Genomic DNA, 25,184 nt, shown 5'->3' with positions numbered 1-25,184 from the left:
ATTCCGCCGCCCTGGGCGGCCATCATCTACCAGCAGGACACGGGCACCCTGACCCTTGAGCGTACCCGCGCCTTCCCTGACAGGTAACCCAAACCGAGACCCACGCCGCCCCACGGGGCGGTTTTTTCGTACCACCCTTTTTGCCTGGAGGTTCCACCGCATGACCAACGTCGGATCTGCCCGCATCGACCTCACGCTGATCACCACGGCCGCGAAGGCCAGCCTGACGGCGTTCGCGAACGCTGCCCGCGCCGAGTTGCAGGCGATCTCCAAACCCGTCCGCATCAACGTGAAAGCCGACCCGGCCCAGCTGCGCGGCCAGGTGGACGGCGTGAAGGCCGCGTTCCGGGACCTGAACACCGACCTGAAAAGCCTCCTGCGGGTGGATGTCAGCGCCCTGAAAAGCGTGATCAGCAAGATCGGCAAGCAGATCACGGACCTCACCGCGCTGGAAGCGAAGATCCGCAGCCTGGGCGGCGGCCCTGGCGGTGGCGGCGGCAATGGGGCCGGTGGCGGCGGACCGGGCGTCAGCAACGCCTACGCCTCGCAACTCCGCGCCCTGCAGGCCGACCTGAAGAACAGCGTCCTGAACACCACGCAGTTCGAGCAGGCCACCCGCAACCTGAAGGCCAGCATCGACGCGGAGATCGCCAGCCTGCGCGGCCTCGGCCCCCTCACGCAGAGTCAGCAGGCCCGCCTGGACGCCCTGCGGAACAGCAGCGGTCAGGCCGCCACTGCCCTGAAGGGACTGGCGGATCAGCAGGCCCGCGCCGCCCGTGAAGCGGCCCGTGGAGCCGAGCGCGCCCAGGCGGACGCCGTCGCGAAACTCGGCCGGGAACTCGACTCCCTGAAGGGCAAGTACGACCGGGGTGAGGTCAGCCTCCGCACGTACCTGCGCGGCATCCAGAGCATCGAACGGGACGGGCGCGCCATGGCCGCCACCCTGACCGCCGGGAGCCGCGAGGCCGCCACCCTCGAACGCACCATGAAGGGCCTCACGCAGGCCACGCGGAACATCAACGCGCAGAGCATCACCAAGATCAAGACCGACATGGCCGCCGCCCGCGCCGAATTCGAACGCGCCACCGCCGCCGCTGGACGCTTCGGTGAGAAACGCGCCGCCGTGCAGGCCTTCGAAGCCGAGATGAAGCGCCTGGAAGGGCAGATCGCCGCCGTGGGCCGCCGCACCACCACCACGACCGCGCAGATGGGCGAGCTGAGCCGCATGAGCGGGCAGATCCGCTCGAACCTGAACAGCCTGAACAACAACCCCAGCGGCGCCGGGTTCGCCGGGGGCATCATGGCCGCCCTGCGTCAGCTCCCGCAGTTCGCGCAGATCGCCGGGGGTAGCCTCGGCGCGGCCGCCGCGCAGGCCGGCACGCTCGGCAGCAGCCTCAGCGGCGTCGGCGCGGTCGGCGGACCCGTCGCCATCGCCATCGCCGCCGTCACGGCCGCCGTGGTCGCCCTGGGCGCCGCGATCGCCGCGAGCGTCAAGACGGCCGCGCAGTTCGAGCAGACCCTCGCGGACATCCGCGCCCTGACGCAACCCACCGCCGAGCAACTGCGCCAGCTGACGGCCGCCACGTTCGACATCGGTAAACCCCTCGGCGTCGGGGCGCGCGAGGCGGCCGGCGCGGTCCTGGAACTGAACCGCGCGGGCCTGAGCGCCGCCGACGTGATCGGCGGGGGCCTCAAGGGCGCCCTGGAACTCGCCGGGGCCGCCGGGATCACCGCCGCTGAAGGCGGGAAGCTCGCCGTGGGTGCCATGACCGCCTTCGGGTTGCAGGCGCCGCAGCTGTCCAAGGTCGCGGACGTGTTCGCGAACTTCAGTAACAAGACCTTCCTCGGCGCGCAGGACCTCTCCCAGGCGATCGCGGCGGTCGGTCCGGTCGCGCGTGACGCGAACCTGAGCCTCGAGCAGTTCACGGGCGTCATGGCCACCCTCGCGCAGGGTGGCTTCAAGAACATGTCGGACGCCGGGACCAGCCTCAAGACCCTGCTGCTGTCCCTGACCGCGCCGGTGGACACGGGCGCCAAGGCCCTGAAGGCCCTGAAGGTCAGCGCGTTCGACGCGGCTGGCCAGATGCGGCCGTTCAACGACATCATCGCGGACCTGAAAGGCAAGCTCGTCGACCTGACCCCGCAGGCGCAGAAGCAACTGCTCCGGCAGATCTTCGGTCAGGACGCCCTGCGCGCCGCGCAGATCCTGCTGCGCGAAGGTCCCCGCGCCATCGAGGCCAACACCGAGGCCATGAAGAAGCAGGGCGAAGCCGCCCGCGTCGCCCGTGAACGCCTCGAGTCCCTCCAGGGTGCCGGGAAGCAGTTCGGCGCGGCGTTCGAGCAGGTCAAGATCCAGATCGGCACGCCGTTCCTCGCGGCCCTCGCCGCCATCGTGCGCGGCGCCACGCAGGCCGTCGAGGCGTTCAGCGGCATGCTCACGCTCGCGCAGGAAGGCCAGGGCGCCTTCGGTCAGCTGGCCGACTCGGCCCGCACCGCCATGACCGGGCTGGGCAGCATCGTCACCACCGTGTTCGGCGGTATCCGCGCCGTGTGGGACTCCGTGCTGTACCCCGTCCTGAAGGTCCTCTGGGAAGTCTGGACGGTCATCCAGACCGCCGCGACCGTCGCCCTCGGCATCCTCCTGAACGTCGTCAACGGCGTGTTCCAGGGTGTCATCGCCGCCATCAGCTCCCTGCTGTCCGCGTTCGGGGTCGGGCAGGGCGGCATCACCCTCAGCCTGCAGGGCATCGCGGACGCCGCCACACGCGGCGCCGGAATCGCCCGCCTGGCCCTGGTCGCCCTCGGGCGGTTCGTGGCAGGCCTCCCGGAGACTTTCAAGCTCGCCGGGACCGGCATCGGCACCATCCTTGCCGGGGTCGTGAAACTCATCCAGGCGTTCGGGCAGGGTGCGCGCGCCGTGTTCGTCGCCGCCGGCGGGTACGTCGGGGCGTTCGCTGCGAGCGTCGGGCGGAACGTGCAGGGCGTCGGCCTGATCGTGAAGGGCCTCGCCGGGGTGTTCGGGGCGCTGCTGCTGGCCGTCCGGAACGCGTTCGTCGAGAAGGCCGGGCAGGTCCTCGCGGCGGGCATCCGCCTGTACGGGCAGTTCAGTGACGGGGTCAGCCGCGTGCTGTCGCAGGTGGCCGGGGCGTTCTTCCGGTACGTCGTGCAGCCCGTCCAGGCGGGCGCGGACTTCCTGGTGCAGGCGTACAACCGCGTGAGCAGCATCGTCGCCGGAGCCGCCAACAGCATCAGCCGCATCCTGGCCCCCATCGGGAACGTCCTGAAGGCCCTGGGCCTGAGTGTCGGGGACGCCCTGGCCGGAGTGGCCAGGGCCGCCGTGAGTACCGCCACCGGGATCATCGACCGGTTCGCCGGTTCCTCCCAGGCCGCGTACGACCGCGCGCAGGCCGCCGCCGCTGCGTCCGCCAAGGACAGCGCCACGAGCACCGCCGACGGGGTCGCCGGGGCACTCAGCGGAGCCTCTGGCGCCCTGAAGGACTTCACCGCCGACAACGGCGCCGGAAGCGCCCTGAATAGCGCCCTCGGGAACGTGCAGTCCGGACTCAAGGGCGTCAGCTCGTCCGGCGCGCAACTCCAGAAGGACGTCGCCGGGGTGTCCGGCACCCTGAAAACCGACCTGGGCGGCGCGGCGCAGACCGTGCAGGCCGGACTGGGTGACATCCGCACCGGCGCCCAGCTGACCGGCGCGGCCCTCGACAACGTCCGCGCCAGCGCGCAGGACGCCGCGCAGGGCTTCACGCAGGACATCAAGACCCTCGGGCAGACCGCGAAGGCCACCGCCGCCGCCGTGCAGGCCATCAAGCCGCCGGTCGTGACGGCCCCCACCGTCCTCCCGAGCGGCACGCGCACCCTCCCCGGCACCGGCACCGGGACCGGCAGCAGCAAGACCACCGCTGCCGACCTGGCCGCGCAGTCCGAGTACAAGAAGAACCTCAAGGACCTCACCCCCCTGGAACTCGCCCAGGCGAAAGCCGAAGCCCAGCGGACCAACAACAAGAAGGCCATGACCGCCATCCTGGCCGAGGAAGCCCGCCGCGAGCGGGAACGCACGTCCGCCGTGAAGGCCGGCACTGCCGCCGACAGGGCCGCCGCCGCGACCCGCGAGACCCTCGTCCGCGAGATCCGGCAGAGCATCGCGGCGTTCAAGCTCCAGTCCGACCAGGGCAAGGTCACGGCCGCCAGCCTGCTGGCCTTCAACCAGCGGATGGAGGACTTCCAGGCCCGCGTGCAGAAACTTCCCCTGGCCCTCCAGGCGGGCACGCAGGCGCTGTTCAACCAGGCGGCCGCCCTGGCGTCCAGTACCAAAGTGCAGGCCGCTGCCGCCCGCACCGTCGCCCTGAGCGGCGTGGCCCTCACCGAGTACAAGGAGGCGCTGCGGAAGAAGACGTCCGCGCAACTGGCCAGCATGGAAGCCGACGCCCGCGCCGCGAAGCTCGGGCCGCAACTGAACGCCATCCTGGCCGAACGTGCCCGCCGCGCAGGCGTGCAGGCCACCGCCGATAAGAAAGCCCAGGCGGCAGCCGAGGCGGCCAGCAAGGCCCAGCAGACCCTGATCCGCGAGACCGGTCAACTCAACGACCGCTTCGCCCTTCAGGTGCAGCAGGGGAAGGTCACCGCCGAGAGCCTCCAGCGCTACCAGCAGGCCCTCGCCGACACCAGGGCGAAGGTGGACGCCCTCCCGCCCGCGCTGCGGGGCAGCGTCACGGCCCTGATCACGCAGGGGCAGACGCTCGCCACGCAGGGACAGGCGGTCGTCAACCACCGTAGCGAAGTCGAGAAGCTCCGCGCCGAAGTTGACAAGTGGACGCTCTCCGAACTGGAGAACGCCCGCGCCCGCGTCATCGCCAACGGCGGCGACAAGGACAAACTGGCGCTGCTCGACGCGGAAATCGGGAAGCGCAAGCAACTCACGGACGCGCAGACGCAGCAGGCCCTCACCGAGAGCCAGCTCGCGCAGGCCGGAGCCGACCAGGCGACCGCCGAAGGCGAGTACGAGAACCGCAAGGCAGCCGCCAAGGGCAACCTCACCGAACTCCTGCGGCTGGAAGTCCAGTTCGGGCAGCGGGTGCAGGACGCCCGTGACGCCGCCGCCCGCGCGACCGCCGCCGACGAGGACCGCCAGACCCGCGAGAAGTACGGCAAGCTCCTGTCCCTGGAGGGCATCACCGCCGCCCGCCGCCGGGAACTGGAGCAGGCCAGGGACCGCGAACTCGCCGCGAACACCGCCCGCCTGAACAACACCCTCGCCAAGAACCTCAGTGACCGCACCACGGCCGAGGAGGACGCCCGCCGCACCCTCAACGCGGCCCTGGAAACCCTCGACCGCGAAACGGCCAGCCGCATCCGCGCCAGCCTCCTGGCCGACCTCGAACAACGCACCCGCGACGTCGAGAACCAGCAGGCCGACGAACTGGACGCCGAGGACCTCACCGAAGCCCAGAAACTGGAGATCCGCAAACGCTACCAGCCGCAGCTGCTCGCCGCGAAACGCGCTGAGGTCGATCAGTCCCGCGCGATCGAGGAGGCCGCCGAACGCGACCGCTACCAGGCGGCCGTGGACGAGGCCCGGCAGCAGGGCCTGCTCGACCAGCAGCGCCTCCAGGCGGACGGCAGCACCCTCACCGTCCGGGAACTGCTGGAACGCGACCACCAGCTCGCCCTCGGCCGCATCCGCACGGACGCCGAGAACGGGTACCGCGACTACGTGCTGGCCGTGAAACGCGACACCGGCAGGCAGATCACCGCCAGCGAGAAGGAAACCAGCGAGGGCCTGAAGACGGAAATCGACGGCCGCATCCAGGACCTGCAGGACAACCTCGACACCCAGGACGCCCAGCAGCGCGCCACGGCCCGCAGCGTCCTGGCGACGTGGCGCACCACGTACGCCGCCATGGGCAAGAGCGGGGAAGCGGCGGTCGCGCAGATCGACGCGGCCCTGCGCAAGCTCGATCAGGCCAGCGGCAAGGTCCGGCAGTCCGCCGCGTCCCTCGTCGCGGACCCGGACAGGCTCCTGACCCAGGGTGAGAAGGACGTCGCCGCCGTCGGCAAACCCGACGACGCCACCAGCGCCAGCGCGAAGGCCGCCGCGCAGTTCGACACGCTGCGGGACACGTACACCACCAAGCTCGCGGACCTCCGCGCGGCCCTCGCGGCGTTCGCGGAGAAACGCGACGAGGACCTCACGCCCGACGAACTCCAGGTCCGGGACGGTCTGCTCGCCACGCAGCAGGCCTACCAGACGCTGCTGGACAACGTCACCCTCGCCGCCGCGAAAGCCGGGGACGACGCCGCCAATGCGTTCACGCAGGCCCAGCAGGACCAGGCAGCCGAGAGTGCCCTCGCCCTGGCCGAGGCGCAGAAGGCCCTCGCGGACGCCGAGGGACGCGACGGCAGCCCCGCGTACCTCGCCGGACTGAATGCCGCACTCGCCTACTGGCGCGCCCGCCTCACCGGGCTGGCCGCCGGAACGCCCGAGTACATCGACGCCCTCAAACGCATCACCGACCTCGAAGGGAAGGTCGCCGGCGAAGGCAATCCCGTTGCGGACCGCCTCACCATGCTCGCCGGAGTCGTCGGGAAGGGCGGGAAACTCCAGGGCACCATCAGCGCGGGCCTGGAAGGCCTCTCCGCGTACCTGAAGAAAGGCGGCGGGCAGGGCGGCCTGATCGCCGGAGCGCAGGCCCTGATCGGCGGGCTGGCCGGGGTGTTCAAGACCGGCGACGAGGACATCGACGGCGTGATCGACACGTTCGTGAGCGGCGTGCAGGCCACCCTCGGTGCCCTCGCCAAGGGCGACTGGATCGGCGCGCTGATCGCCGGCGTCACCACGGTCGTCACCACCCTCATCGACATCTTCCAGGGCGGCGCGAACAGCGCCAAGAAAGCCGCCGAGCAGGTCTCCCAGGCGACCAGGGACGTGAAGTTCTTCGACCTCAGCAAGTACGCCAAGGTCGAGAGTCGCGGCGGGTTCTGGGGCTTCCTGGGCTTCAAGAAGTCCAGCATCGACCAGGAAAGCGTGGACATCGCCAAGGGCCTCGGGGACGCCCTGTACAACGCCATCAGCACCGGCATGCTCGACGGCATCAAGCAGGGCAAACGGTCCTTCGCGGAACTCGGCCTCGACGTCCGCAAGGGCCTCGGGCAGCAGATCCTCCAGGGGCTGATCGACGGGTTCGTGAAGAGCGCCGTCATGCAGGGCATCCTGCAACCCTTCCTGGACACGTACATCACCGCCATGAAATCCGGGAACGCCCAGGCCCTCGCCGAGGCCGCCAACGGACTCCAGGGCGCCATCGCGCAGGGCAACAGCGCCCTCGCCACCTTCTACGAGACCGTCCTCGTGCCCGCCGCCGAGAAGATGGGCCAGTTCGGCACGGACGTGCAGGAGCAGGTCGGGCAGACCGGGAACTCCGCCGTGGACCTCGGCCTCGCCGCCGCGCCCACCGTCGTCAGCGCCGCCCCGGCGTACATGACGGACTTCAGCGCGTCCGCCACCGACGTCGCCGCCGCGTTCCGTGAGGCCACGCCCGTCCTGAAGCAACTCGCCAGCGACGGCCTGCGCGTCCAGGCGGAAAGCCACGTGCAGATCGACGCGGTCAACGACCTGCGCTCCTACGCCCTGCGTCTCCTGCGCTCCTGACCCCCACCCTGAAAGGAGGTGATTCACCCTGCCCTGGCAAGTCGACCTGATCGCCCCGGACGGCGTGACCGTCAAGGCCACCTGCACCCAGGACCAGCCCACCGGCATCGTCGGCGGGTTCACCTGGAACTCCACCCGCCTGCTCGACGGCGTGACCGCCACCCTCCGCGCCCGCGCGCCCACCCTGGGCGTCCGGAACCGCGACCTGATCCGCCTGAGCCTCGGCGGGCAGCCCATCTTCTACGGGCCGGTCGTCGAGTGCCCCCACCCGCGCGACCCGAACTTCGGGGACGTGAAACTCGTCGGCGCGAGCGACCTGCTCACCCGGCGCGTCATCGGGAACGAAATCTTCGAGAACGTGGACGTCGCCGTGATCGTCCGCGCCCTCGTCCAGCAGTACCGGCACCCGGCCATCACGTACGACGAGAGCCTGATCCCCCTGACCGGGCGGACCCTGACGAAGTTCAGCATGCCGTTCCGGAAGCTCGGGCAGGCACTCGACACGCTCGGCAAGACCCTCGACACCGAACGGGGCGTGCCGTTCGGCGTGCTCCCCGACGGGCGGTTCTTCTTCGCCACCCCGGAACCACCCACCCTGGCCCTCAGCGTGAACGACGTGCAGAGCCTCGGGCTGCTGACCGTCAGTGGGGACGACGCCATCACCGAGATGACCCTGATCGCCCTGAGCCGCGCGAGCGGCACCAACCCCAACAGGGTGGCCGTGTACCCGCCCGGGTACCTCGCCGGGACCATCATCGCGTACGCCTTCGGCCGGGGCGGATTCTCCGCGTACGGCCTCCCGTACCAGCCCGGCACGTACACCCTCAAAGCCACCTCGCCCGGCTTCGAGGACTACGGCCTGCAGGGCGCCGCCATCGTCCCGGACGGCGCGGACGTCCTCACCCGCACCCTCCCCCTGAGCGACCTGACCAGCTCCGGCTTCACGGGCGTCGCCAACGCCACGGACGGCAGCGGCACCACGTACGCCGCGAACGACGGCGCGGCCCGCGCCCCGTACCTCCAGTTCCGCGTGCCGGTCGGCGCGGACGCCGACCCGGTCGTTGGGATGCGCGCCGTGTACTCACTCGACATGAGCGGCCTGGACGCCAGCAGCTTCTACGGAGAGATCACCCTCCAGTACGCCTTCACGGACCCGACCGGCGCGACCACGTACCAGGCGGAAGCGACGTTCGACTACCACCTCGACGACACGGGCGGCGCGGTGCGCGAGGTGACCAGCGTCCGCCCGCTCCCAGCCGAGTTCCTCACGAGCCTGCGCACCGAACCCTGGGCCGCAGACACCCCCACCCCGTACGCCGCGACCCTGAACTTCGGGTTCAACACCTTCGACGGGCAACCCACCGTGCCCGCCGGACGCCTGAAACTCTACGCGCTGGAATTCATCGGCCTGGACCGCGCGAAAACCAGCACCATCGCGCAGTCCAGCCTGCGCCCGCCCGCGCAGGAACCCACCGAGTTCAAGGTCACGGCGCTCCCAACCGCGCTGAGCAGCGTCACCCTGACCGGCCACCCCGGCGGGGACCTCGTGGGTGACGTCGCCGAGATCGCCGGGGAGCACACGGCCGCCGGGCTGACGCGCCTGACCATCAAACTCCAGCAGCCCGGCGCGAGCGAGGCGGCCCGCCTGGTGCGCCTGATCACGCAGGAAGCCGCAGCGGGCGCGCAGACGGACCTGCGCGGGTACATCGAGAGGAACCCATGACCCAGCCCAGTTACCCCATGACCATCCACCTGGCCGTCGGGGCGCCCATCACCCTCGGCCGCGTCGAACCCATCGCCAGCGACCGCGAGTACGCCGACACCGTCGAACGGGCCGTGGAGAGCAGCGAACAGCAGGTCGGCGGGGACGGGGAACGCGAACCCCACTGGAAGAAGTTCAACACGTGGCTGCCCACCAGCGGCCGCCCCAGCGAACGCGCCGCCACCCTCGCCGCCTTCGAGGACGCCCTGCGGTACGCCACGTACGCCGAGATCGACGGCCTGCGGTACCCCATCACCCGCATCCGCGTGAAGGGCACCAGCTTCTACGCGCGCGGGTACCTGCTGGCCATGGAAATGATCGGCCCGCACCCCGAATTCCAGGTCGTAGACGGCAGTGGTAACCCCACCGGCCCCGCCCCCCTCTGGTGAAAGGACCCCCATGCCCACGAAGAAACAGACCGCCCGGCCCGCCACGCCCGACGAGATCCTCGCCGGACTGAACGCCCGCATGAACACCCTGGAAACCAGCGTCAGCGCCGCCCTCGCCCGCCTCGACGCGTTCCTGCTCAACCCGCCCGCCAGCACCGTGCCCGGCCCGCCCGGACCCGCAGGCCCCCAGGGACCGCAGGGAGAACCCGGCCCGGCAGGACCGCAGGGCGAGGCAGGCCCGCCCGGACCCGCCGGGGACACCACAGCCCTCATGGACGCCGCGCAGGGCCGCCTCGACCGCCTGGAGGACCTCGAACGGCAGATGCGCGTGCGCGTGCACCAGGTCGCCGACGAGAGCGAAGCGCGGGTGCAGCGTGCGATCACGCAGGTGAACCTCCTGACCCGCAAAGGAAGTGAGACATGAAAGCGAAAGTCACCGGCGTCAGCGCCTGGCAGGGCACGCCCACCGGCGGCACGCTCAGCATCCGCGTGCCCCGCTACGTGGACAGCAGCGGGAACGCCACTGTGGAGGAGTACATCGGCTGGCTGGACGTGAATCACACTCCACCCCGCTGGATGGACGGCATCGACCACACCCGCGAGCTGTACACCATCGTGCAGGGGCCGGATGATCCCCCCGGCGTGCGCGGCCACTTCTACGAAGTCCTGGAGTACGGTCCCACCAAGGCCGTCCGGACTGAATTCACCCGCAAGATGATCAGCAGTGACCTCGACGGCCTGATCTTCGATTACGCCGCGCCGGAACCAACCGAAATCCCGGTCGGGTTCGGGGACGCCCCGCTGACCATGCGAGCCGCCCAGCAGGTGATCGAGGAGGGGGGCGCGGTGGTGTCGGAGTGGTCCGATATCAAGGTTGATATCGCGCAGGCTCAGGCGCTCGCCGTGGCTGCCGCTGGCATCACGCCCCGCGCCAACCTCGCCGCCATCACTGGAGCGGACGGGTATTACCGGGCAATGGATACCGGGCGGGTATACCAGCGGGCAGGCGGCATCAACACCCCCCGCCCCGAACTGGAGCCCCTGAGCCGCGCCGGTCAGACCGCCGTGCAGCCCGAGTGGTACGACGGCACCGACCTCCAGGCGGGTCTGATTGCCGCCATTGCCGCGCTGCCCGCAGAGGGCGGCACGATTGACGCGCGGAAATGGACGGGCACGCACACGCTCACGGCGCAGCTATTCGCGAGCAGCACAAAGAAATTGACGTTGCTGACGGGCCGTGTGACGCTCCAGTGGAACCCTGGCACCCTCAGCCTGGAACTACCCAGTGATTTTCACTGGGCACTGGACGGCACCACCCTTCAGAGCAGCGTGCCGAATCCCAACGGGGCGAGTTTCACGGGCGGCTTCCTGACGAACCGCCGCTCGCCCGTCACGGTGAACAGCACCGCTGGCAGTCCCACCCTCACCCTGAGCGACGTGACCGCCCTGCGCGTGGGGGACGTGCTCGTGCTGCGCGTGGCAGGCGGAGCGAGCCCCTACGCCTTCGGGACGCTCGGCGCGGGCATCGGCGCGGGCGACACCACCATTCCACTCTCTGGTGGCCCCGTTGCGGGCCTGAAGGGACAGGATTACTACCTGATCGGCAGCGAGATCGTGTCCGGCAACAGCGACGGCACGCAGATCACGGGCGCCGTGCGCGGACTGTTTGGCACCACGGCTGCCGCGCACGCGAGCGGGGCCGCCCTGGCCTGGGCGCAGAGCGTCGTGGGGCGCGTGACCGCTATCAGTGGCACGCAGGTCACGCTAGATAAACCGGCGGCGCTGACCCTGACCGCCGCGCCCGCGTACTACGCTGCGAGCGGCGTGCGAATCAGCGGGCGCGGCCTGATCGACGGACGCAAGACCGACCCGGACACCACCCAGAACGCGCTGGGCGTGGTGTACCAGGCGGGCGCGAACTGCAAGTTGACCGGCGATCTCCAGCTCAACAACTGGGATCACGGCGGGTTCGCGCTGCGGGCCACGCGGGACTGCGTGGTGGATGTAGACGCGACACTGAACAATGGCCGCAGCAACGTCGGCAGTAACGTATGGGTGTTCGGTTCCTGCGAGGGGGACCGCGTGACTGTGCGGCGCATGTCGGGCGGGTTCGGCGGGGTCATCATTGACGACCGCACCACCTTCTTCACCGGCTGGGGCGTCGAAGGGCCGTGCCATAACGTCACCGTGACCGTGGGGGACGTGCGAGGCATTGACCCGTACGGCATGACCATCAGCGGCGGGACGGGCAACCGCATTACTGCCGGTCGGGTGGGTGCCGGGATTTTCGCCAACGTGGCAAGCGGAGATGGGCAGTGGACGGTAGACATGCCCACGCTGGACAACACCATTGAGTTTATTGACCACGAGGATGCTGGGCCACAGTGGCGTGGGGACGCGGTGGCGAAAGCGGCTAACAATTTCATCGCGCGCGGCGCGTCGTTGAACATGGCCCGCAGCATGACGATCAACGGGGTTGTCAGCAGTGACAATCTGAAAACGTCGAAAAACCTGCCGTACACGATTCTGGACCGGGCGGCAGGGCAAGCGGGCGCGTTCGGTGGGGTGCTGTTCACGAAAGCAGGCGTCGCCAGCGCATATGTTCTGCACAACTTCGACACGAACCGTCTGAGCCTTGCGGACGCTACAGCCACCGAGGCGTTCGGAGTGGACCTGACCACTGGGCAACCCCGCGTGACCGCCAGCGCCGCCTACCTGAACCTGAACCGCAAATCAGGCGGCAGCGGCGGGTATGGCGGCCTGTACTTCACGGACAACCTGACCGCGAAGGGGTACTTCGCGTTTGAGTGGAGCCTGAACCGCTTCGTATGGCTGGACAGTGCCGCTGCGGTGCAAGCTTCCATGACGGCGGCGGGGGCACTCACCGTCAAACGCCTGTTCGTCAGTGCCCCGCAGGTGCCCGCCTCGGCTGCGGCGATTGGCACGGCGGGTGAAATCTCGTGGGATGCCAATTACATTTACATCTGCGTGGCAACGAACACATGGCGGCGTGTGGCACTTGCGGCATGGTGACGGACGGGCGTTCGCTACGCTACAGAGCATGCGCTACGCTCTGATCCTAGGACTCGGCCTGATCTCACATGCTCCCGCAGCTACCGTCCCCAGCGACGCGACGCTCCTGCGGGACGCCCGCGCGTGCGCCGCCCCGGATGCCCGCGCCGGGGAGAATTGGCCTGCTGTCGTCATCAAACCCAGCTACAAAGAATACGTGGATTTCGGCCTGAATAAGTTCAAGACCACGCCCCCAAATTACTGGGTGGCGCTCCAGGCACAATACGACCCATTCGGTAGCTACCTGAACTACCACGCTAAAACGGTATTCCGGGATTCGGCGGCCATGAAAATGGATGACCAGGGGCTTCCGACAGTGAAATACGCGAACGGGACTTTCCATTACAACCCAGTAACCATGGCGCAATTCGTGCTGCATCAACATTCCCGTATGGTGAAAGGGTTCAAAGACGCCGAGGCATTGATGATTGCCGGAACCGATAAATTGCTGGAATTGCAGGACGATCAAGGCGCGTTCCGTTACGATTTCGAGTACAAAGCCAGCGCCCACACTTTCAAACCCGGTTGGGTGAGCGGCATGGCGCAGGGGCAGGCACTGAGCGCCTTGGCGCGGGCGTATCGGGTCACGAACGATACCCGGTACCTCGTAGCGGGCAACAAGGCCCTGCGATTTGGGTTACTGCGCGTGGCGGATGGCGGCACTCTGACGGACATGAGCACGCTTGACAAGAGCCTGAAGCGATTCCTATTCCTGGATGAATATCCGGCGGCCCCGTCCACCTATACCTTCAACGGGTTCATGTTCGGGATGCTGGGCTTCTACGACTGGAGCGTCCTGCGCGCCGGGCAGACGGACGGGACGCTGGCAAAAGCGTACTTCGACTGCTTCGCGAATACCCTGGAGCACATCACGCCTTACTACGACATTGGCGGCTTCACTAGCTACGACATGGGATTCATCACGGCAGGTACGAAACCCAACCCCAGCACCGATTACCACGGCGCGCACATCTACCTGCTGCACGCTCTGTATACAGTTACTAAAAATCCCATGCTTGAGGCGTACAGGGAGAAATACAGGGGGTACATCACGACCGACCCTTTGATGTTCTTCACAAGATGACCTGATCCCACACAGGATCAGGCCCGGTATCAGGCCCAGGGCACGCAGAAAAACGCCGCTTCCCTCCCCAGGGTCGCGGCGTTTCAGTTCACGAGTCGAGTTCTCCAACTCCGGCCCCGCCAGGGCAGCCTAACCGGCCACGGCGCCCAGCGCGGCCGCTCCTGCCGAGGCGTCAATCGCTCTTGCGCTTCAGGGTCAGCTCGACGCCCAGCTCGTCGAGGATGTCCGGCCAGATCCCGGCAGGCTTGCCCCGGTCGAGCAGGGTGCGGCTCAGGCTCTTCTCGTTCACGCCGAGTTTCTCGGCAAGGGCGCGCTGTGAGAGGCCCTTCTCCTTCATCAGGCGCTTGATCTCGGCTCGGATCTCGTCGGTCATCTCTCTCAAGGGTAGTCCTCCAGTGGGCGTTCTCCCGATGTGGTGGATGCATGAAGGAATTCGGGAGGGGGCGTTCGGGTCTCTCGCGTGGAGACCTTGACATAAGTTCAACCGAAATGGTGGAATCGTGACAAGCCGTCCGGCCCACAGTTCACGCTGGGGCCGCCTTCCCGTCCCGCCCGCAGGCCTTGCGGCGGGCCTTTCCGCTGGAGGTCCACCCATGATCAAGCGCATCCTGTCCGCCGCCGCCCTCGCCCTGACCCTCGCCAGCTGCAACGTCACCGCCCCGCCGCGCGACAACGCGCAGTGGACCAGCACCGTGCGGGGCGTGAGCATCACCTGGAGGTGGACGGCCCCCGGCGCGCTGGGGGAGCCGGTGGTGGAGGCGGGTGTGGCGACGCAGGTGGCCGGGCACACCACCATGGTGCCGGGCGGGCAGTCGTGCGTGGTGGACATCGACCCGGTCGCGGCGCGCGGGCAGGTGCCGAGGGTCGCGGCGCACGAGGCGGGTCACTGCCTCCAGGCGCGGTACCTGAAGGTCAGCGCGGACCCGCAGAACCCGGACCCGTACACGCATCAGCTCAGTGAACGCTGGGCGGAGGCGTACGCGCAGGCGTACCTGCGGGAGTGCGGGCCGAGCCTCCGACCGCTCGGCTGGGCGGACGGACGCGACCCGGACTGCGCGCAGGCGCCGGACCCGGACAGCATCCCGTTCTCCTGGTAGGACACAACTCAGGTTTCTTCCTCGCCCCCGCCTTCGTGCGGGGGTTCTTCGTTCCGAGGTGATCACATGCTTCGATTCCTGCCCCTGCTGGCGTTGCTGCTGGCCGGGTGTGGCCTGCTGGTCCCGCCGGTCAGTCCCCTGCGCGCCTGGGGCGTCCCGTTCATGGCGGAGGTCGTGCCAGCCGGGGCGCTCGCTCCGTTCCAGGGGTTCGCGACCGCCTACCACGTGCGCGTCGAGGCCCCGTACACCGCCGACGTGTTCCTGGTCGCGCACGAGCTGGCCCACGTCTGGCAGTGGCATCACCGCAACCTGATGCGCGACTGGGCGGGCGTGCCCTGCGCCGTGCAGGTCCCCGGGCACTGCACCCCCCGGGAGGCACACGCCGACGCCGTGGCCCTGGCGGTCCTGGCGGCCGGGTGCCTGCCCGGCGACCTGGGCTGGCCGGGCGGTGCGGTCAGCGGGTGCGTCCTGCCTGACCCCGCCTCCATCCGCCCGCCCTGAAACCGGCCCGCCACCGGCACTCCGGCCCCGCTGCCACGCGGGATTCTCGCCCTCACGCTGCCCCTGACCGGCGCGAGGTTCACGGCCGTCAGGGGCAGCGGACAGGGCACCAAAAGCAGCGGACAGGGGATAGCGCCCCCTGTCCTGCCTCGAATCATGCGCTCCACGCGGCAAAAAAGCTGCCAGGAGAGACCAGATGTTGTGTAGACAGCACGTTGGAGGTGTTGGATGGCCCTGGACCTGATCGGCCTGCAGGCCGCCACCACCATCGGCTGCGGCGTCAGCGCCGCGTTCCTCCACTGGGCCGGGGTGATCACCCGCGCCCGCCGCGTCCCGCCCGGCAAACTCATCGCCGAGATGACCGCCACGTTCGTCGTCGGCGCAGGCGTCGAACGCGGCCTGGACTGGGTGTCGCACGGCGCACTCGACGTGATGAGCAAAGCCATCGGCGCGTGCATCGTCGGGTTCGCGTACGGCCCGACCGCACTGCTGCTCGCCGCGCGGTACGGCGTGCAGAAGTACATCCCCGACGCGCCCGCCCCGCCCCCACTCGACCCGCCGGACCCGCCCGCGCCGCCCAGCGTCACGCCCGGAGGTGACGGCCGTGCTTGACCTGCTGATCGCGCTGTACATCGCCGCGGTGGACCTGAACCGCTGGATCATCGGGCCGCCCATCATCCTCGCGAGCGTCACGGTCGTCATGACCGGCGTGAGCGTCCTCGCCGCCCGCCGCCTGCACGCCCACCCGGCCCCCGGCATCCGCTGGGGGTCCCTGGTGCTCGCGGCGGCCCTGCTGCTGCAACTGCCCGCCCGGACGGCCGACCCGAGCGCGTTCGGACGGGTGATCGGCACGGCCGCCCTGACGTGGCTGCTGCTCGCCATCGCCATCCGCTGGCGCAAAGGAGACCCTCATGACTGACAGCCCCTGGCACGCCGCCCTCGTCGACACGACCCGCGCCGCGAACGCCCTGATGAACACCCCGTTGATCACCGACCCGGAATGGTCGTACCTCGCGGTGAGCATCTACCGCGTGCTGATCATCGCGCTGCTGGTCATGCTGACCGGGCGCATCCTGGCGGTCGTCCGCGAGGCCCGCCGCACGCACCCCCCACTCACGGTCCTGGCCCTGCTGGAGTACGGCGGCCTGGAACGCTGGCGGACGGCGGTCGTCAGCGCCGTGATCGGGCTCGCGTTGCTGATCGTGTGCCTCGCCGGGCAGATCGTGGCCGGGCAGGTGGCGGGCAGTCCGCTGGGGCACCTGACGCTGTACCTGCTGGTCATCTACGCCGGGCTGGGCGCCCTGTGCCTCGGCATCGGCCGGGGGTGCAGCCTGCTGCAGGAGGTGATCCGCGTGCAGGCCGTCACCCCACAGCGGGCCGCGTGATCGGCCGGACCGTCCTGGCCGGAGCGGCCCTCGCCGTCGGCGGCAGCCTGCTCGCCCAGCGGCCCGCGACGCCCAGCGCGTACTGCGCCGCGACCGTCGAGCGCACCGCGACCCTCGGCATCATCGAACGGCTCGCCATCCGCCCCGCCCCGGACTGCCCGGCGCGCGGCGTGGTCCGCGCGCGGAAGCGCAGCGTCCTGAACGCCGAGGGTCCGTACCAGCCGATCTACCCGCTGCGGGGTGCGTGGCAGATCCCGAGCGGCGGCGTCCGCAACGAATGGGTGGGCCGCTCCTGGTCCGTCGAGTACTGGAACGGGCGGGCCTGGGTGCCCGCCGGGAGGTTGAAGTGAGTGCATTTGATTTCGCTGCGGCAATCAAGGCGCGTCCGAGCGGCGCGCAGCAGGCGCAGCTCGTCGCCGCGTTCGGGAACCCGGAAGGTCCGGGCGCCACGCCCAGCGCGCAGGGCCCCGCGTGGTTCGAACCCAGCCCCCAGTGGCGGGCCGCGAACCTGGTGCGCGTGCCGGTCACGGACCTGCCCGGCTGGCCCGCGTACCCCGGCTCGTCGATCACGGCCGTCACGGTGCACCGCCTGGTCGCGCCGGTCCTCGTGGCCACCTGGGCGGAACTCCGGAAGCGGGGCCTGAACGGCCGCCTGCGCACGTACAACGGCGCGTTCGCCGCCCGGCACATGGGGCACGACCGCAGCCGCCCCCTGAGCGTCCACGCGTTCGGGGCGGCCATCGACTTCGACGCGGCGTGGAACGGGTACGGCGTGCCGCTGGACCGCATGCAGATCGACCGGGACGTGATCCGCTGCTTCGAGGAGTGCGGCTGGAGCTGGGGCGGGCACTGGACGGGCCAGTACGCGGACGGGATGCATCTGCAGTGGACGGACCCGCTGCCGGGCGTGACAGTCCCAGCGTGGCAGGACGCCATGGCGCACAAGGCCAGCGTCCCGCCCGCTCCAGCACCTGCCCCAGCTCCTGCTGCCCCGTCCGGGCGCGGCGTAGTCCTGAGTCAGTTCGGACGTCCGTTCGCAGACATCGACGGCAGCCGCGTGACCATCACGGGCGCGGCCACCATCGTCATCAACGCCACCGACCCCGGCAAGGTGCAGATCCGGGTGGAAAGGGAGAAAGCGTGAAACTGATCATCCTGCTGCTGTGCCTGTCCGGCCTCGCGTCCGCGCAAGTGCCGGACCTCTCCGGCGTGAACGTCGCGTTCCTGCTGGGCCTCGCCAGCGACCCGGTCGGGCTGGGTCTGCTGGTGTTCGGCCTGATGGCCACCCTGAAACGCAACCTGGCCCGGCGTGACCCGCCACTGGCCTGGGCGCCGTGGCGGTGGTGGGGACTGACCCTGCTGACGAGTACCGTGTGCGCGGGTGCGCTGCACCTGCTGACCGGGCGGGCGCTGCTGGGGTTCCCGGACGTCCGGGGATTCGTGCTGTTCGTGGTGGTGGCGGCTGTGGTGGCCATCGTGGGGCGCGACGGGCTGAAGACCGCGCTGGGCTGGCTGGGCAACCTGAAGCCTGCGTCGCCGGTGACGGTCGAGCAGGCCGGGACGGTCGAGGTGAATGCCGCCCCGACTGCCCCAGCCGCTGCACCAGGAGAGCCGGTGATCACAGTGGAACGGCCCGGCGCGCCGATCGCCGAGGACATTCCCCGGTGAGCCTCCGGCAGTTGCTCACGGCGCTGCTGCTGATCGCCCAGGCAGCCGGGTGTGACGTGGACCGGCCCCTGTTCGACGTGCCCGCCCAGGTCACGGCAGGGGCGGCGTGAAGCTCCGCCGCTGGGAGGACCGGGGAGGGGCGCGTGAGGGCCTGACCTTCTGGTGCCCCGGCTGCAACTGGCCGCACGCGGTCACGACACGCGGAGAGGGTGCCTGGACCTTCAACGGCGACCTCGACGCGCCCGTGTTCAGTCCCTCGGTCCTGGTGCGGGCCGAGTACCCGGAGGGCCTGCGCGTCTGCCATTCGTTCGTCGGGATGGGCGGTGTGCCGGCGGGGCACATCGTGTTCCTGTCCGACTGCACCCACGCCCTGGCCGGTCAGACCGTGCCGCTGCCGGACTGGCCTGACGCCTGACGGGGTTGCGCCTTTGTGGCGTTCGCCTTCCACTGCCATCAATTCCGCACAATCCCGCGCGGGTGCGTCCGCTCCAGCACGCGCGAGGGTTTGTGCTTTCAACATCCAACACCCAACAATCGAGGCCCCACCCGCTCCCAGCTTCGGCCGGGGCGGGTGGGGCCTCTTGTCGTTTCAGGCCTCTCCTCTCTAAAGGGCGTGTCGGATATGAGCGTCCAGAAGCCCAGCCCGTGTGCGACCCTGTGCGGCATGAACGACAGGCATGGCCGGGCGAGGCTGGAGCAGATCCGGATCCTGATGGAAGAGATGGAAGCGCAACTGGACCGGGACTGGCCGCTGGTGCCGGTCGAACGTGCCGCTGGCACTCAGTCCTGAACAGGTGGGTCTGCTGGCACGAGGTAGGCATGGGGCGCGGCCTCTGCGCGCCAGAGGTCGCTATCCTTGCGCCACGTCAGCAGGCGGCCCGTCTTCGCACCGGCGGCGACGCGGGCTGCCGAGGCGTTCAGGAACGGTCCGAACCGGTGCAGTGCGGCGTCGGATTCCAGGTCGAGCACGGTGACGTAGGTGTCCATCACAGCCAACCTAAATCAGCAGTGGTTGCGAGGGGTGAATGCAGGACGCGGCCCGCATCGGGGTGTCCGGGCGGGCCGCGCTGTTGGGACCATGCGTTTCAATCCTCGCCCCACCCGAAGGTAGGGCGCGACGTCGAAATCACGGGGCAAGACGTGCGCTACATCGCGTTTCAATCCTCGCCCCACCCGAAGGTAGGGCGCGACAATTTTCAAGGAGATGAGACATGCAGCGTGCAGGTGTTTCAATCCTCGCCCCACCCGAAGGTAGGGCGCGACTCCTTGACGATGTTCTCCATCTCGGCCTGGGTGTTTCAATCCTCGCCCCACCCGAAGGTAGGGCGCGACTCAGGAGGCCCTGAACCTCACGGCCGCCGACGTGTTTCAATCCTCGCCCTACCCGAAGGCAGGGCGCGACGGGAGTTCAGCCTGGAGCGGTACCCGTACCAGCGGGTTTCAATCCTCGCCATACCCGAAGGCAGGGCGCGACCCGGCTCGTCGAGGACGGCATCACCGTGCAGGTCGTTTCAATCCTCGCCCTACCCGAAGGCAGGGCGCGACCACGGAAGCGCGGGGCGAGTACGAAGTCAAGCTCACGTTTCAATCCTCGCCCTACCCGAAGGCAGGGCGCGACCACCAGCGCCGCGCCGGAACCCGATGCGCTCGAGGTTTCAATCCTCGCCCTACCCGAAGGCAGGGCGCGACCTGGTGTCCGTCCAGCGTTTGCCGCGCCCAGTGCCGCTGTTTCAATCCTCGCCCTACCCGAAGGCAGGGCGCGACCGCTATCCAAGGTGAAAGGCGAGGCTGACCGCGCGTTTCAATCCTCGCCCTACCCGAAGGCAGGGCGCGACGCCCGATGCCCGCGCGCCTCACCGCAGGAGGATCATGTTTCAATCCTCGCCCTACCCGAAGGCAGGGCGCGACGTTCGGGCACGTCACGAACTGCACCTACGGCGTGTTTCAATCCTCGCCCTACCCGAAGGCAGGGCGCGACTCATGATCTGGGCAGCTCCTTCGGGGGCTTGGATTGTTTCAATCCTCGCCCTACCCGAAGGCAGGGCGCGACCGGGCGGCCTCCCCGCCGCCGAGTACCGCCTGCGTTTCAATCCTCGCCCTACCCGAAGGCAGGGCGCGACGAGTTCGGAGTCATCACGAACTGCACCTACGGCGTGTTTCAATCCTCGCCCTACCCGAAGGCAGGGCGCGACCGCATCCGCCGCCTGGGGGCGGGCATCATCCCCACGTTTCAATCCTCGCCCTACCCGAAGGCAGGGCGCGACTGGACCGCGCGCCGCGCCTGCTGGGCCTCGTGCCGTTTCAATCCTCGCCCTACCCGAAGGCAGGGCGCGACGCAATTCCGCATGTTCACCGTCTAGGAGGCGCATGTTTCAATCCTCGCCCTACCCGAAGGCAGGGCGCGACAAGGGCTTCCTGTCGGTGCTCAATGACGGATGAGTTTCAATCCTCGCCCTACCCGAAGGCAGGGCGCGACGGGAGCGTGACGTAGGGTCTGGGGTCTGTCATGATGTTTCAATCCTCGCCCTACCCGAAGGCAGGGCGCGACATGACAACGGCGCGGTTAAAGGCTACCTGAGTTGGTTTCAATCCTCGCCCTACCCGAAGGCAGGGCGCGACCCAGCGTTTCGAGGATTTCGACGGCCTGAACGTCACTGTTTCAATCCTCGCCCTACCCGAAGGCAGGGCGCGACGTGCTCACCGGGCTTCCCCTCATCGGAGGGGATGAAGTTTCAATCCTCGCCCTACCCGAAGGCAGGGCGCGACCGCACGAAACGCGACAGGCGCGACCGGGTGGATGTTTCAATCCTCGCCCTACCCGAAGGCAGGGCGCGACGCGCAGGCCGCGCAGACGGGCGGCACCTACGCGGCCCAGTTTCAATCCTCGCCCTACCCGAAGGCAGGGCGCGACGCGTCGGTTCCCACGGCATTCGCCTTCATCGGCCTGTTTCAATCCTCGCCCTACCCGAAGGCAGGGCGCGACAGGGGGATAGCGAAAGGCTGTCCAGCACGCGTCTGAATCGCCTGTTCGCGCGAACCCCCTCTTTTGTGTCCTGAGCTTGCACAGTCTGTTGTCATGAATCGCGGCCTGCACGGCCTGAACGGGTGGCGCGAACCCCCCGGGGTTTTGGTGCTTACGAGGGGTTCGCGGGATCCAGCACCGTCACGGTCACCTTCGGGCTGCGGGGGTGCGGCCCGTCAGCAGGAACCTGCACCTGGAGGTCCTTCACGCTGCGGGGCGTGTCGGTGGCCGTGATGGTCACGTCGTCGTACAGCGCGTACGAGGGCAGGTTGCCCATGGGATGCTCGTGCGTGAAGATCACGACCTTCAGGGAGCTGGTGCTGCCGCTCGACGCTGTCCGGTGGTTGTCGTACATCTTCGTCAGCGCCTCCCAGAACAGCTGCAGGTCATCCGACGTCACGAACCCGGCCGCGTCGCTGTGCGGGGAGTACTGCCCGGTCACGGTGTACGCCGCGTACGGAACCGTCCAGCGGTCCGCGAACGTCGTGCGCTTGTGCCGGTCCTCCTCGCGGGTCACGGTCACGCGCGCCAGGCTGTCGTGCACCGTCTCGATCGGGTGGGCGCTGCGGCCCATGTGGACCTGCATGGCGCCCCGGACCTGCCCGGCCTTGTGCGTGCCGGTGTCCATGGTCGCGCCGAACATGCGCACGTCGTAGTACTTCTTCAGCATGTACTCGCGGGCGCGGCCGACGTTCTCGGTGTTGACCTTGTTCTGCCCGCTGCCTTTCGTGATGTCCTTCAGGGCGTCCATCAGCGCTTTGGGGAGGCGCTGTGGCTTGAGTTGCTCGAACAGGGCCTTCACGTCCTCCTTGGTGAGGGAAGTGTCGTAGCTCAGCAGTCCTTCGTCCTCATCGACGGTGAATGCCATCGGCAGGACTTCCCGTTCCTGCAGGTCCGTGACGGCCTGGAGGATGTCGGGGGCCAGTTTGCGTTCGGCGGCCTTGCTGCCGGTCAGACCGAGCGCCTCGTACGCCTTGCGGAGCGTGCCGTTCAGGGGTTCGTCCCGCTGAATGAAGATGCGGTGCGTGTCGCTGTCCGCGTGGAGCGTGTGGACGTAATCGCGGACCTTGCGTTTGACGCTGGCGTCGCTGACGCGGCCGTGCCCGGTGCGGTCGTCCGTGCGGGGGCGGTTCGCGGCGTCCGGGTCGCCGTTGGGGTTCCCGTCAGTTACCTGAAAGATCAGGACGAAGTCGTGACGGCGTTTCGGGTTGAGGTGGGCGGGGGTTTCGGTCATGCGCGGTCTCCTGGGGTGTGCAGCTGGTGGTAGTAGCCGAGCGTGAACGCGGTCTGCTCCTCCGGGGTGAGGGTGGTGGGGAGTGTGCCCGCCTGGAACGGCGCGGTGAGCTCCTTGATCTGCCCGTCGAAGTGGGCGGCCAGTCCAGGGGTCGCCCGGCGGATCTTCTTGAGGTGCACGGTGGCGTTCGTGAGGATCAACCCGACCGCCTGGCTGGGGTTACGACTGGCCAGACCGAAGTACGTGTCGGCGAGGCTGGTGTTGACGGTGCCCATGGCCTGCCGCTGAATGTTGCTGGCCAGGGCGAGGAGTTGCCCGACGCGGTAGGCGAGGTCGGCGTTGGTGGGTGGGTCGTGCATGGCGTGGTCCTCCTGCAGGATGCCGGCGCTGGTGAGGGTGAGATTGCCGAGGGCCGCCAGGGCGGGCGTGACGTGGGCGGGCGTGCGGGCGCGGGTGGTGATGACGGTGGCCAGGCTGCGGGGGAGGGGCGTGCCGGTCAGGGCGTGGCGGAGCAGGGCCTCGTCGAGACCGGGAGGAAGGGCCGCACCTTTGGGGCCGTCGTTGCCGTTCAGGTCTCGCAGCACGCTGCGGATGCCGAAGGGGCGCAGGGTCGCGGCGTGGTAGCGGCGGTCAGGGACGCGCAGGCGCCGCAGGAACGCGTGGATGTGCGCCTGGGTGTCCATCAGGGTGCCCTGGAACTGCCCGAGGACAACGAGACGGGACTTGTTGCTGCCGAGCAGCAGACCGTGGAAATCGCCGTCCTGAACAGTCAGGGGTTCCTGCCCGGACTGGGGGGCCTGCAGGAGGTTCTGGATGTCCTCGGGTTGAGGGTCGAACAGCCAGTCGAGGGGCAGGTCATCCGGGGTGGTCGTCCAGTAGATGAGGTCGGCGGTGTTCAGGTTGACGGTGTGCTTCGGGTCCTTCAGCAGGGCGTTGATGGCCTTGCCGAGCTCGTCGGCGGTCTGGGCCGTGAGGCCGGTGCCGAAACTGTTCACGAGCCCGTAGTTGTGAAAGGCAAACTTGTCGGCGCTCGCCAACATGGCCTTCTCCTGCTTACCTTCCTTCCCGCGCACCCGGGCGCTGGCGGTGGCGGGGAGACGGTCGGTGTACAGGCCAGGGTCGGGCCGGACGCCATCCTCACCCGGACGGCCGCCCGCGAGGATCAGGGTCTGCCAGTATGCCTGCACGGCCGGATCGTCATGCAGGTGATTCCCGTTGACGTACACGACCGTGAGGGCCTGCGGGGCCAGGTCGGTTGGGAGCGTGAGATCGTGCGTGCCGGCCAGCAGGGCGGGACCATCCGCAGTAATCGCCGCGTGAAGGGAGAGCAGTCCGGCATGCCCGGTCGCGTCGGCCGCTGCTTTCAGGCGTTTGAGGTACTCGGTATGCCGCTGTGGGCTCTTGGCATCCCGGGGCACACCGAGGGTGTACTCCAGCGTGTCCGTGGCCAACTGCGAGACGATCTTGTTCGTCCGGGCGGCCGGAAGTTTGGGGACCAGGACTGGGCGGACCGTTTTGCTGGCGGCCGAGATGCTGACGATGCGGTCCGCCATCACCTCGATTACGATGCCGGGCGGTGCGGGTTCGTACCCGTACGGGACCGTGGGCTGGCCGCTGCGGCGGACAAATTCGAGCAGGTAGGTATACATCAGCGCTCCGGGACGTGCAGCACGCCGTTCTCGAGGCTGGCGTGAAAGAACAGCGGCGTGGCGCGGCCGCGGACGGTGCGGCCCCCGTCCGGTCCGAACTTCCGGAAGGTGAAGGTGCCCTGCGGGTCCTCGTCGAACCGCATGCGCAGCAGCATGCGGCCCAGGTCCTGCGTGACGGGCAGCGTCCGGGCGTAATCCTCCGGGGTGGGCGGCGCGAAGAACGCCGGGAATTCCCGCAGGCCCAGGAAGGGACTGTGGTAGCTGCGGCCGGTCTGCACCCGCTCGGTGAAGATCCCGACGTACTTGCCGGGTCCCTCGGTGGCGTGCGGTTGGAGTTCGACGTTGGCCTTGATGATGTACTCGACGTCCTGCAGGATCAGGCTGCTGCGGGGCGTGTGGTCACGCGTGATGTACAGCGGTCCCCGGTCGGGCATCTGCCGGCTCTTGAGTTCGTTGCGGGACAGGCGGGTGAACTGCACGGGTTTGAGCAGGTGGATTTCCGTGACCTGGTATCGGATCTCGGGTTTCCAGAAGATGGCGGACAGGAGGTTCTCGGCAGCGGACGGCGTGATGAGGTCGTAGGAGGCGCGCTCAACCTTCAGTTCCGGGCGGGTAAAGCAGGCCAGCGGCCCCCACACCCTCACCTGTATGCGGTTCATGT

Annotated in this window: 21 protein-coding genes and 1 CRISPR repeat array; of the genes, 16 read left to right on the top strand and 5 right to left on the bottom strand. The window is 68.9% G+C overall.

The genetic code is table 11. The annotated features are described in order from the left end of the window. The first annotated feature begins 160 nt into the window (after positions 1–160). The 6 genes from IEY70_RS13045 to IEY70_RS13020 all read left to right on the top strand — a co-directional run bounded on the left by IEY70_RS13045 (position 161) and on the right by IEY70_RS13020 (position 13,967). Complete coding sequence (locus tag IEY70_RS13045) at positions 161–7,660, top strand: phage tail tape measure protein (RefSeq protein WP_189065466.1); 7,500 nt, start codon at positions 161–163, stop codon at positions 7,658–7,660. 64 nt (positions 7,661–7,724) lie between these two features. After that, the gene (locus IEY70_RS13040) at positions 7,725–9,383 is read left to right on the top strand and encodes a hypothetical protein (protein WP_189065465.1); all 1,659 of its coding nucleotides are present in this window, start codon (positions 7,725–7,727) and stop codon (positions 9,381–9,383) included. Continuing rightward, on the top strand, positions 9,380–9,811 hold the full coding sequence (locus IEY70_RS13035; protein ID WP_189065464.1) for a hypothetical protein: 432 nt from the start codon (positions 9,380–9,382) through the stop codon (positions 9,809–9,811). Before IEY70_RS13040 ends, IEY70_RS13035 begins: the two co-directional genes overlap by 4 nt. A gap of 10 nt (positions 9,812–9,821) precedes the next feature. Next, on the top strand, positions 9,822–10,235 hold the full coding sequence (locus IEY70_RS13030; protein ID WP_189065463.1) for a collagen-like triple helix repeat-containing protein: 414 nt from the start codon (positions 9,822–9,824) through the stop codon (positions 10,233–10,235). After that, entirely contained in the window at positions 10,232–12,844 is a 2,613-nt protein-coding gene (locus tag IEY70_RS13025; protein ID WP_189065462.1) for a hypothetical protein, read from the top strand. Before IEY70_RS13030 ends, IEY70_RS13025 begins: the two co-directional genes overlap by 4 nt. Positions 12,845–12,872: 28 nt before the next feature. Beyond that, positions 12,873–13,967: a D-glucuronyl C5-epimerase family protein gene (locus IEY70_RS13020; RefSeq protein WP_189065461.1), complete on the top strand. Its 1,095-nt coding sequence runs from the start codon at positions 12,873–12,875 to the stop codon at positions 13,965–13,967. 172 nt (positions 13,968–14,139) lie between these two features. On the opposite strand, the gene IEY70_RS13015 is transcribed toward IEY70_RS13020, so the two are convergent. After that, positions 14,140–14,340, bottom strand: coding sequence for a helix-turn-helix domain-containing protein (locus IEY70_RS13015; protein WP_189065460.1), 201 nt, complete (start codon positions 14,338–14,340; stop codon positions 14,140–14,142). A 220-nt stretch (positions 14,341–14,560) separates the two neighbouring features. Between IEY70_RS13015 and IEY70_RS13010 the strand changes: the two genes are divergently transcribed. From IEY70_RS13010 to IEY70_RS21320, 10 genes are all read left to right on the top strand, one after another. Beyond that, positions 14,561–15,064, top strand: a complete 504-nt coding sequence (locus IEY70_RS13010) for a hypothetical protein (RefSeq protein WP_189065459.1) — start codon at positions 14,561–14,563, stop codon at positions 15,062–15,064. A gap of 66 nt (positions 15,065–15,130) precedes the next feature. Next, complete coding sequence (locus tag IEY70_RS13005; protein ID WP_189065458.1) at positions 15,131–15,565, top strand: hypothetical protein; 435 nt, start codon at positions 15,131–15,133, stop codon at positions 15,563–15,565. Positions 15,566–15,793: 228 nt separating this feature from the next. Beyond that, positions 15,794–16,177: a hypothetical protein gene (locus tag IEY70_RS13000; protein WP_189065457.1), complete on the top strand. Its 384-nt coding sequence runs from the start codon at positions 15,794–15,796 to the stop codon at positions 16,175–16,177. Beyond that, positions 16,170–16,484, top strand: coding sequence for a hypothetical protein (locus IEY70_RS12995; protein ID WP_189065456.1), 315 nt, complete (start codon positions 16,170–16,172; stop codon positions 16,482–16,484). The genes IEY70_RS13000 and IEY70_RS12995 overlap by 8 nt, the downstream gene beginning before the upstream one ends. Next, complete coding sequence (locus IEY70_RS12990; RefSeq protein WP_189065455.1) at positions 16,477–16,950, top strand: hypothetical protein; 474 nt, start codon at positions 16,477–16,479, stop codon at positions 16,948–16,950. The genes IEY70_RS12995 and IEY70_RS12990 overlap by 8 nt, the downstream gene beginning before the upstream one ends. Beyond that, a complete protein-coding gene (locus IEY70_RS12985) occupies positions 16,947–17,300 on the top strand; it encodes a hypothetical protein (RefSeq protein ID WP_189065454.1) in 354 nt (117 codons plus the stop codon). The genes IEY70_RS12990 and IEY70_RS12985 overlap by 4 nt, the downstream gene beginning before the upstream one ends. Next, on the top strand, positions 17,297–18,094 hold the full coding sequence (locus IEY70_RS12980) for a M15 family metallopeptidase (RefSeq protein WP_189065453.1): 798 nt from the start codon (positions 17,297–17,299) through the stop codon (positions 18,092–18,094). The genes IEY70_RS12985 and IEY70_RS12980 overlap by 4 nt, the downstream gene beginning before the upstream one ends. Next, positions 18,091–18,618 carry a hypothetical protein gene (locus tag IEY70_RS12975; protein WP_189065452.1) on the top strand — a complete coding sequence of 176 codons (528 nt, stop codon included), beginning with the start codon at positions 18,091–18,093 and terminating at the stop codon, positions 18,616–18,618. The genes IEY70_RS12980 and IEY70_RS12975 overlap by 4 nt, the downstream gene beginning before the upstream one ends. Positions 18,619–18,724: 106 nt before the next feature. Then, a complete protein-coding gene (locus tag IEY70_RS12970) occupies positions 18,725–19,033 on the top strand; it encodes a ubiquitination-like system serine protease family protein (RefSeq protein WP_189065451.1) in 309 nt (102 codons plus the stop codon). Between the two features lie 249 nt (positions 19,034–19,282). Then, positions 19,283–19,408, top strand: a complete 126-nt coding sequence (locus tag IEY70_RS21320; protein WP_268243915.1) for a hypothetical protein — start codon at positions 19,283–19,285, stop codon at positions 19,406–19,408. On the opposite strand, the gene IEY70_RS12965 is transcribed toward IEY70_RS21320, so the two are convergent. The 4 genes from IEY70_RS12965 to cas5c form a co-directional block, all read right to left on the bottom strand. Next, positions 19,399–19,605, bottom strand: coding sequence for a hypothetical protein (locus IEY70_RS12965; RefSeq protein ID WP_189065450.1), 207 nt, complete (start codon positions 19,603–19,605; stop codon positions 19,399–19,401). The genes IEY70_RS21320 and IEY70_RS12965 overlap by 10 nt on opposite strands. A 95-nt stretch (positions 19,606–19,700) precedes the next feature. Beyond that, positions 19,701–21,601: a CRISPR direct-repeat array (repeat unit 37 nt; unit sequence GTTTCAATCCTCGCCCTACCCGAAGGCAGGGCGCGAC). 151 nt (positions 21,602–21,752) lie between these two features. Further along, positions 21,753–22,874, bottom strand: coding sequence for a type I CRISPR-associated protein Cas7 (locus IEY70_RS12960; RefSeq protein ID WP_189065449.1), 1,122 nt, complete (start codon positions 22,872–22,874; stop codon positions 21,753–21,755). Beyond that, positions 22,871–24,523: a type I-C CRISPR-associated protein Cas8c/Csd1 gene (locus IEY70_RS12955; RefSeq protein ID WP_189065448.1), complete on the bottom strand. Its 1,653-nt coding sequence runs from the start codon at positions 24,521–24,523 to the stop codon at positions 22,871–22,873. The genes IEY70_RS12960 and IEY70_RS12955 overlap by 4 nt, the downstream gene beginning before the upstream one ends. Then, positions 24,523–25,182: a type I-C CRISPR-associated protein Cas5c gene (gene cas5c, locus IEY70_RS12950; protein ID WP_189065447.1), complete on the bottom strand. Its 660-nt coding sequence runs from the start codon at positions 25,180–25,182 to the stop codon at positions 24,523–24,525. The genes IEY70_RS12955 and cas5c overlap by 1 nt, the downstream gene beginning before the upstream one ends. Positions 25,183–25,184 lie beyond the last annotated feature (2 nt).

The sequence above is a fragment of the Deinococcus seoulensis genome (assembly GCF_014648115.1).
GTDB lineage: Bacteria > Deinococcota > Deinococci > Deinococcales > Deinococcaceae > Deinococcus > Deinococcus seoulensis.
This window is presented reverse-complemented; position numbering and strand designations above follow the sequence as displayed.

Excerpts from the sequence above, each read along its gene's own strand:
- IEY70_RS13025 (WP_189065462.1), top strand. The coding sequence starts at position 10,232 with ATGAAAGCGAAAGTCACCGGCGTCAGCGCCTGGCAGGGCACGCCCACC.
- IEY70_RS12955 (WP_189065448.1), bottom strand. The coding sequence starts at position 24,523 with ATGTATACCTACCTGCTCGAATTTGTCCGCCGCAGCGGCCAGCCCACG.
- IEY70_RS13030 (WP_189065463.1), top strand. The coding sequence starts at position 9,822 with ATGCCCACGAAGAAACAGACCGCCCGGCCCGCCACGCCCGACGAGATC.
- IEY70_RS13015 (WP_189065460.1), bottom strand. The coding sequence starts at position 14,340 with ATGACCGACGAGATCCGAGCCGAGATCAAGCGCCTGATGAAGGAGAAG.
- IEY70_RS12990 (WP_189065455.1), top strand. The coding sequence starts at position 16,477 with ATGACTGACAGCCCCTGGCACGCCGCCCTCGTCGACACGACCCGCGCC.
- cas5c (WP_189065447.1), bottom strand. The coding sequence starts at position 25,182 with ATGAACCGCATACAGGTGAGGGTGTGGGGGCCGCTGGCCTGCTTTACC.
- IEY70_RS12960 (WP_189065449.1), bottom strand. The coding sequence starts at position 22,874 with ATGACCGAAACCCCCGCCCACCTCAACCCGAAACGCCGTCACGACTTC.
- IEY70_RS12965 (WP_189065450.1), bottom strand. The coding sequence starts at position 19,605 with ATGGACACCTACGTCACCGTGCTCGACCTGGAATCCGACGCCGCACTG.
- IEY70_RS13035 (WP_189065464.1), top strand. The coding sequence starts at position 9,380 with ATGACCCAGCCCAGTTACCCCATGACCATCCACCTGGCCGTCGGGGCG.
- IEY70_RS13020 (WP_189065461.1), top strand. The coding sequence starts at position 12,873 with ATGCGCTACGCTCTGATCCTAGGACTCGGCCTGATCTCACATGCTCCC.
- IEY70_RS21320 (WP_268243915.1), top strand. The coding sequence starts at position 19,283 with ATGAACGACAGGCATGGCCGGGCGAGGCTGGAGCAGATCCGGATCCTG.
- IEY70_RS13000 (WP_189065457.1), top strand. The coding sequence starts at position 15,794 with ATGGCCCTGGACCTGATCGGCCTGCAGGCCGCCACCACCATCGGCTGC.
- IEY70_RS13010 (WP_189065459.1), top strand. The coding sequence starts at position 14,561 with ATGATCAAGCGCATCCTGTCCGCCGCCGCCCTCGCCCTGACCCTCGCC.
- IEY70_RS13005 (WP_189065458.1), top strand. The coding sequence starts at position 15,131 with ATGCTTCGATTCCTGCCCCTGCTGGCGTTGCTGCTGGCCGGGTGTGGC.
- IEY70_RS13045 (WP_189065466.1), top strand. The coding sequence starts at position 161 with ATGACCAACGTCGGATCTGCCCGCATCGACCTCACGCTGATCACCACG.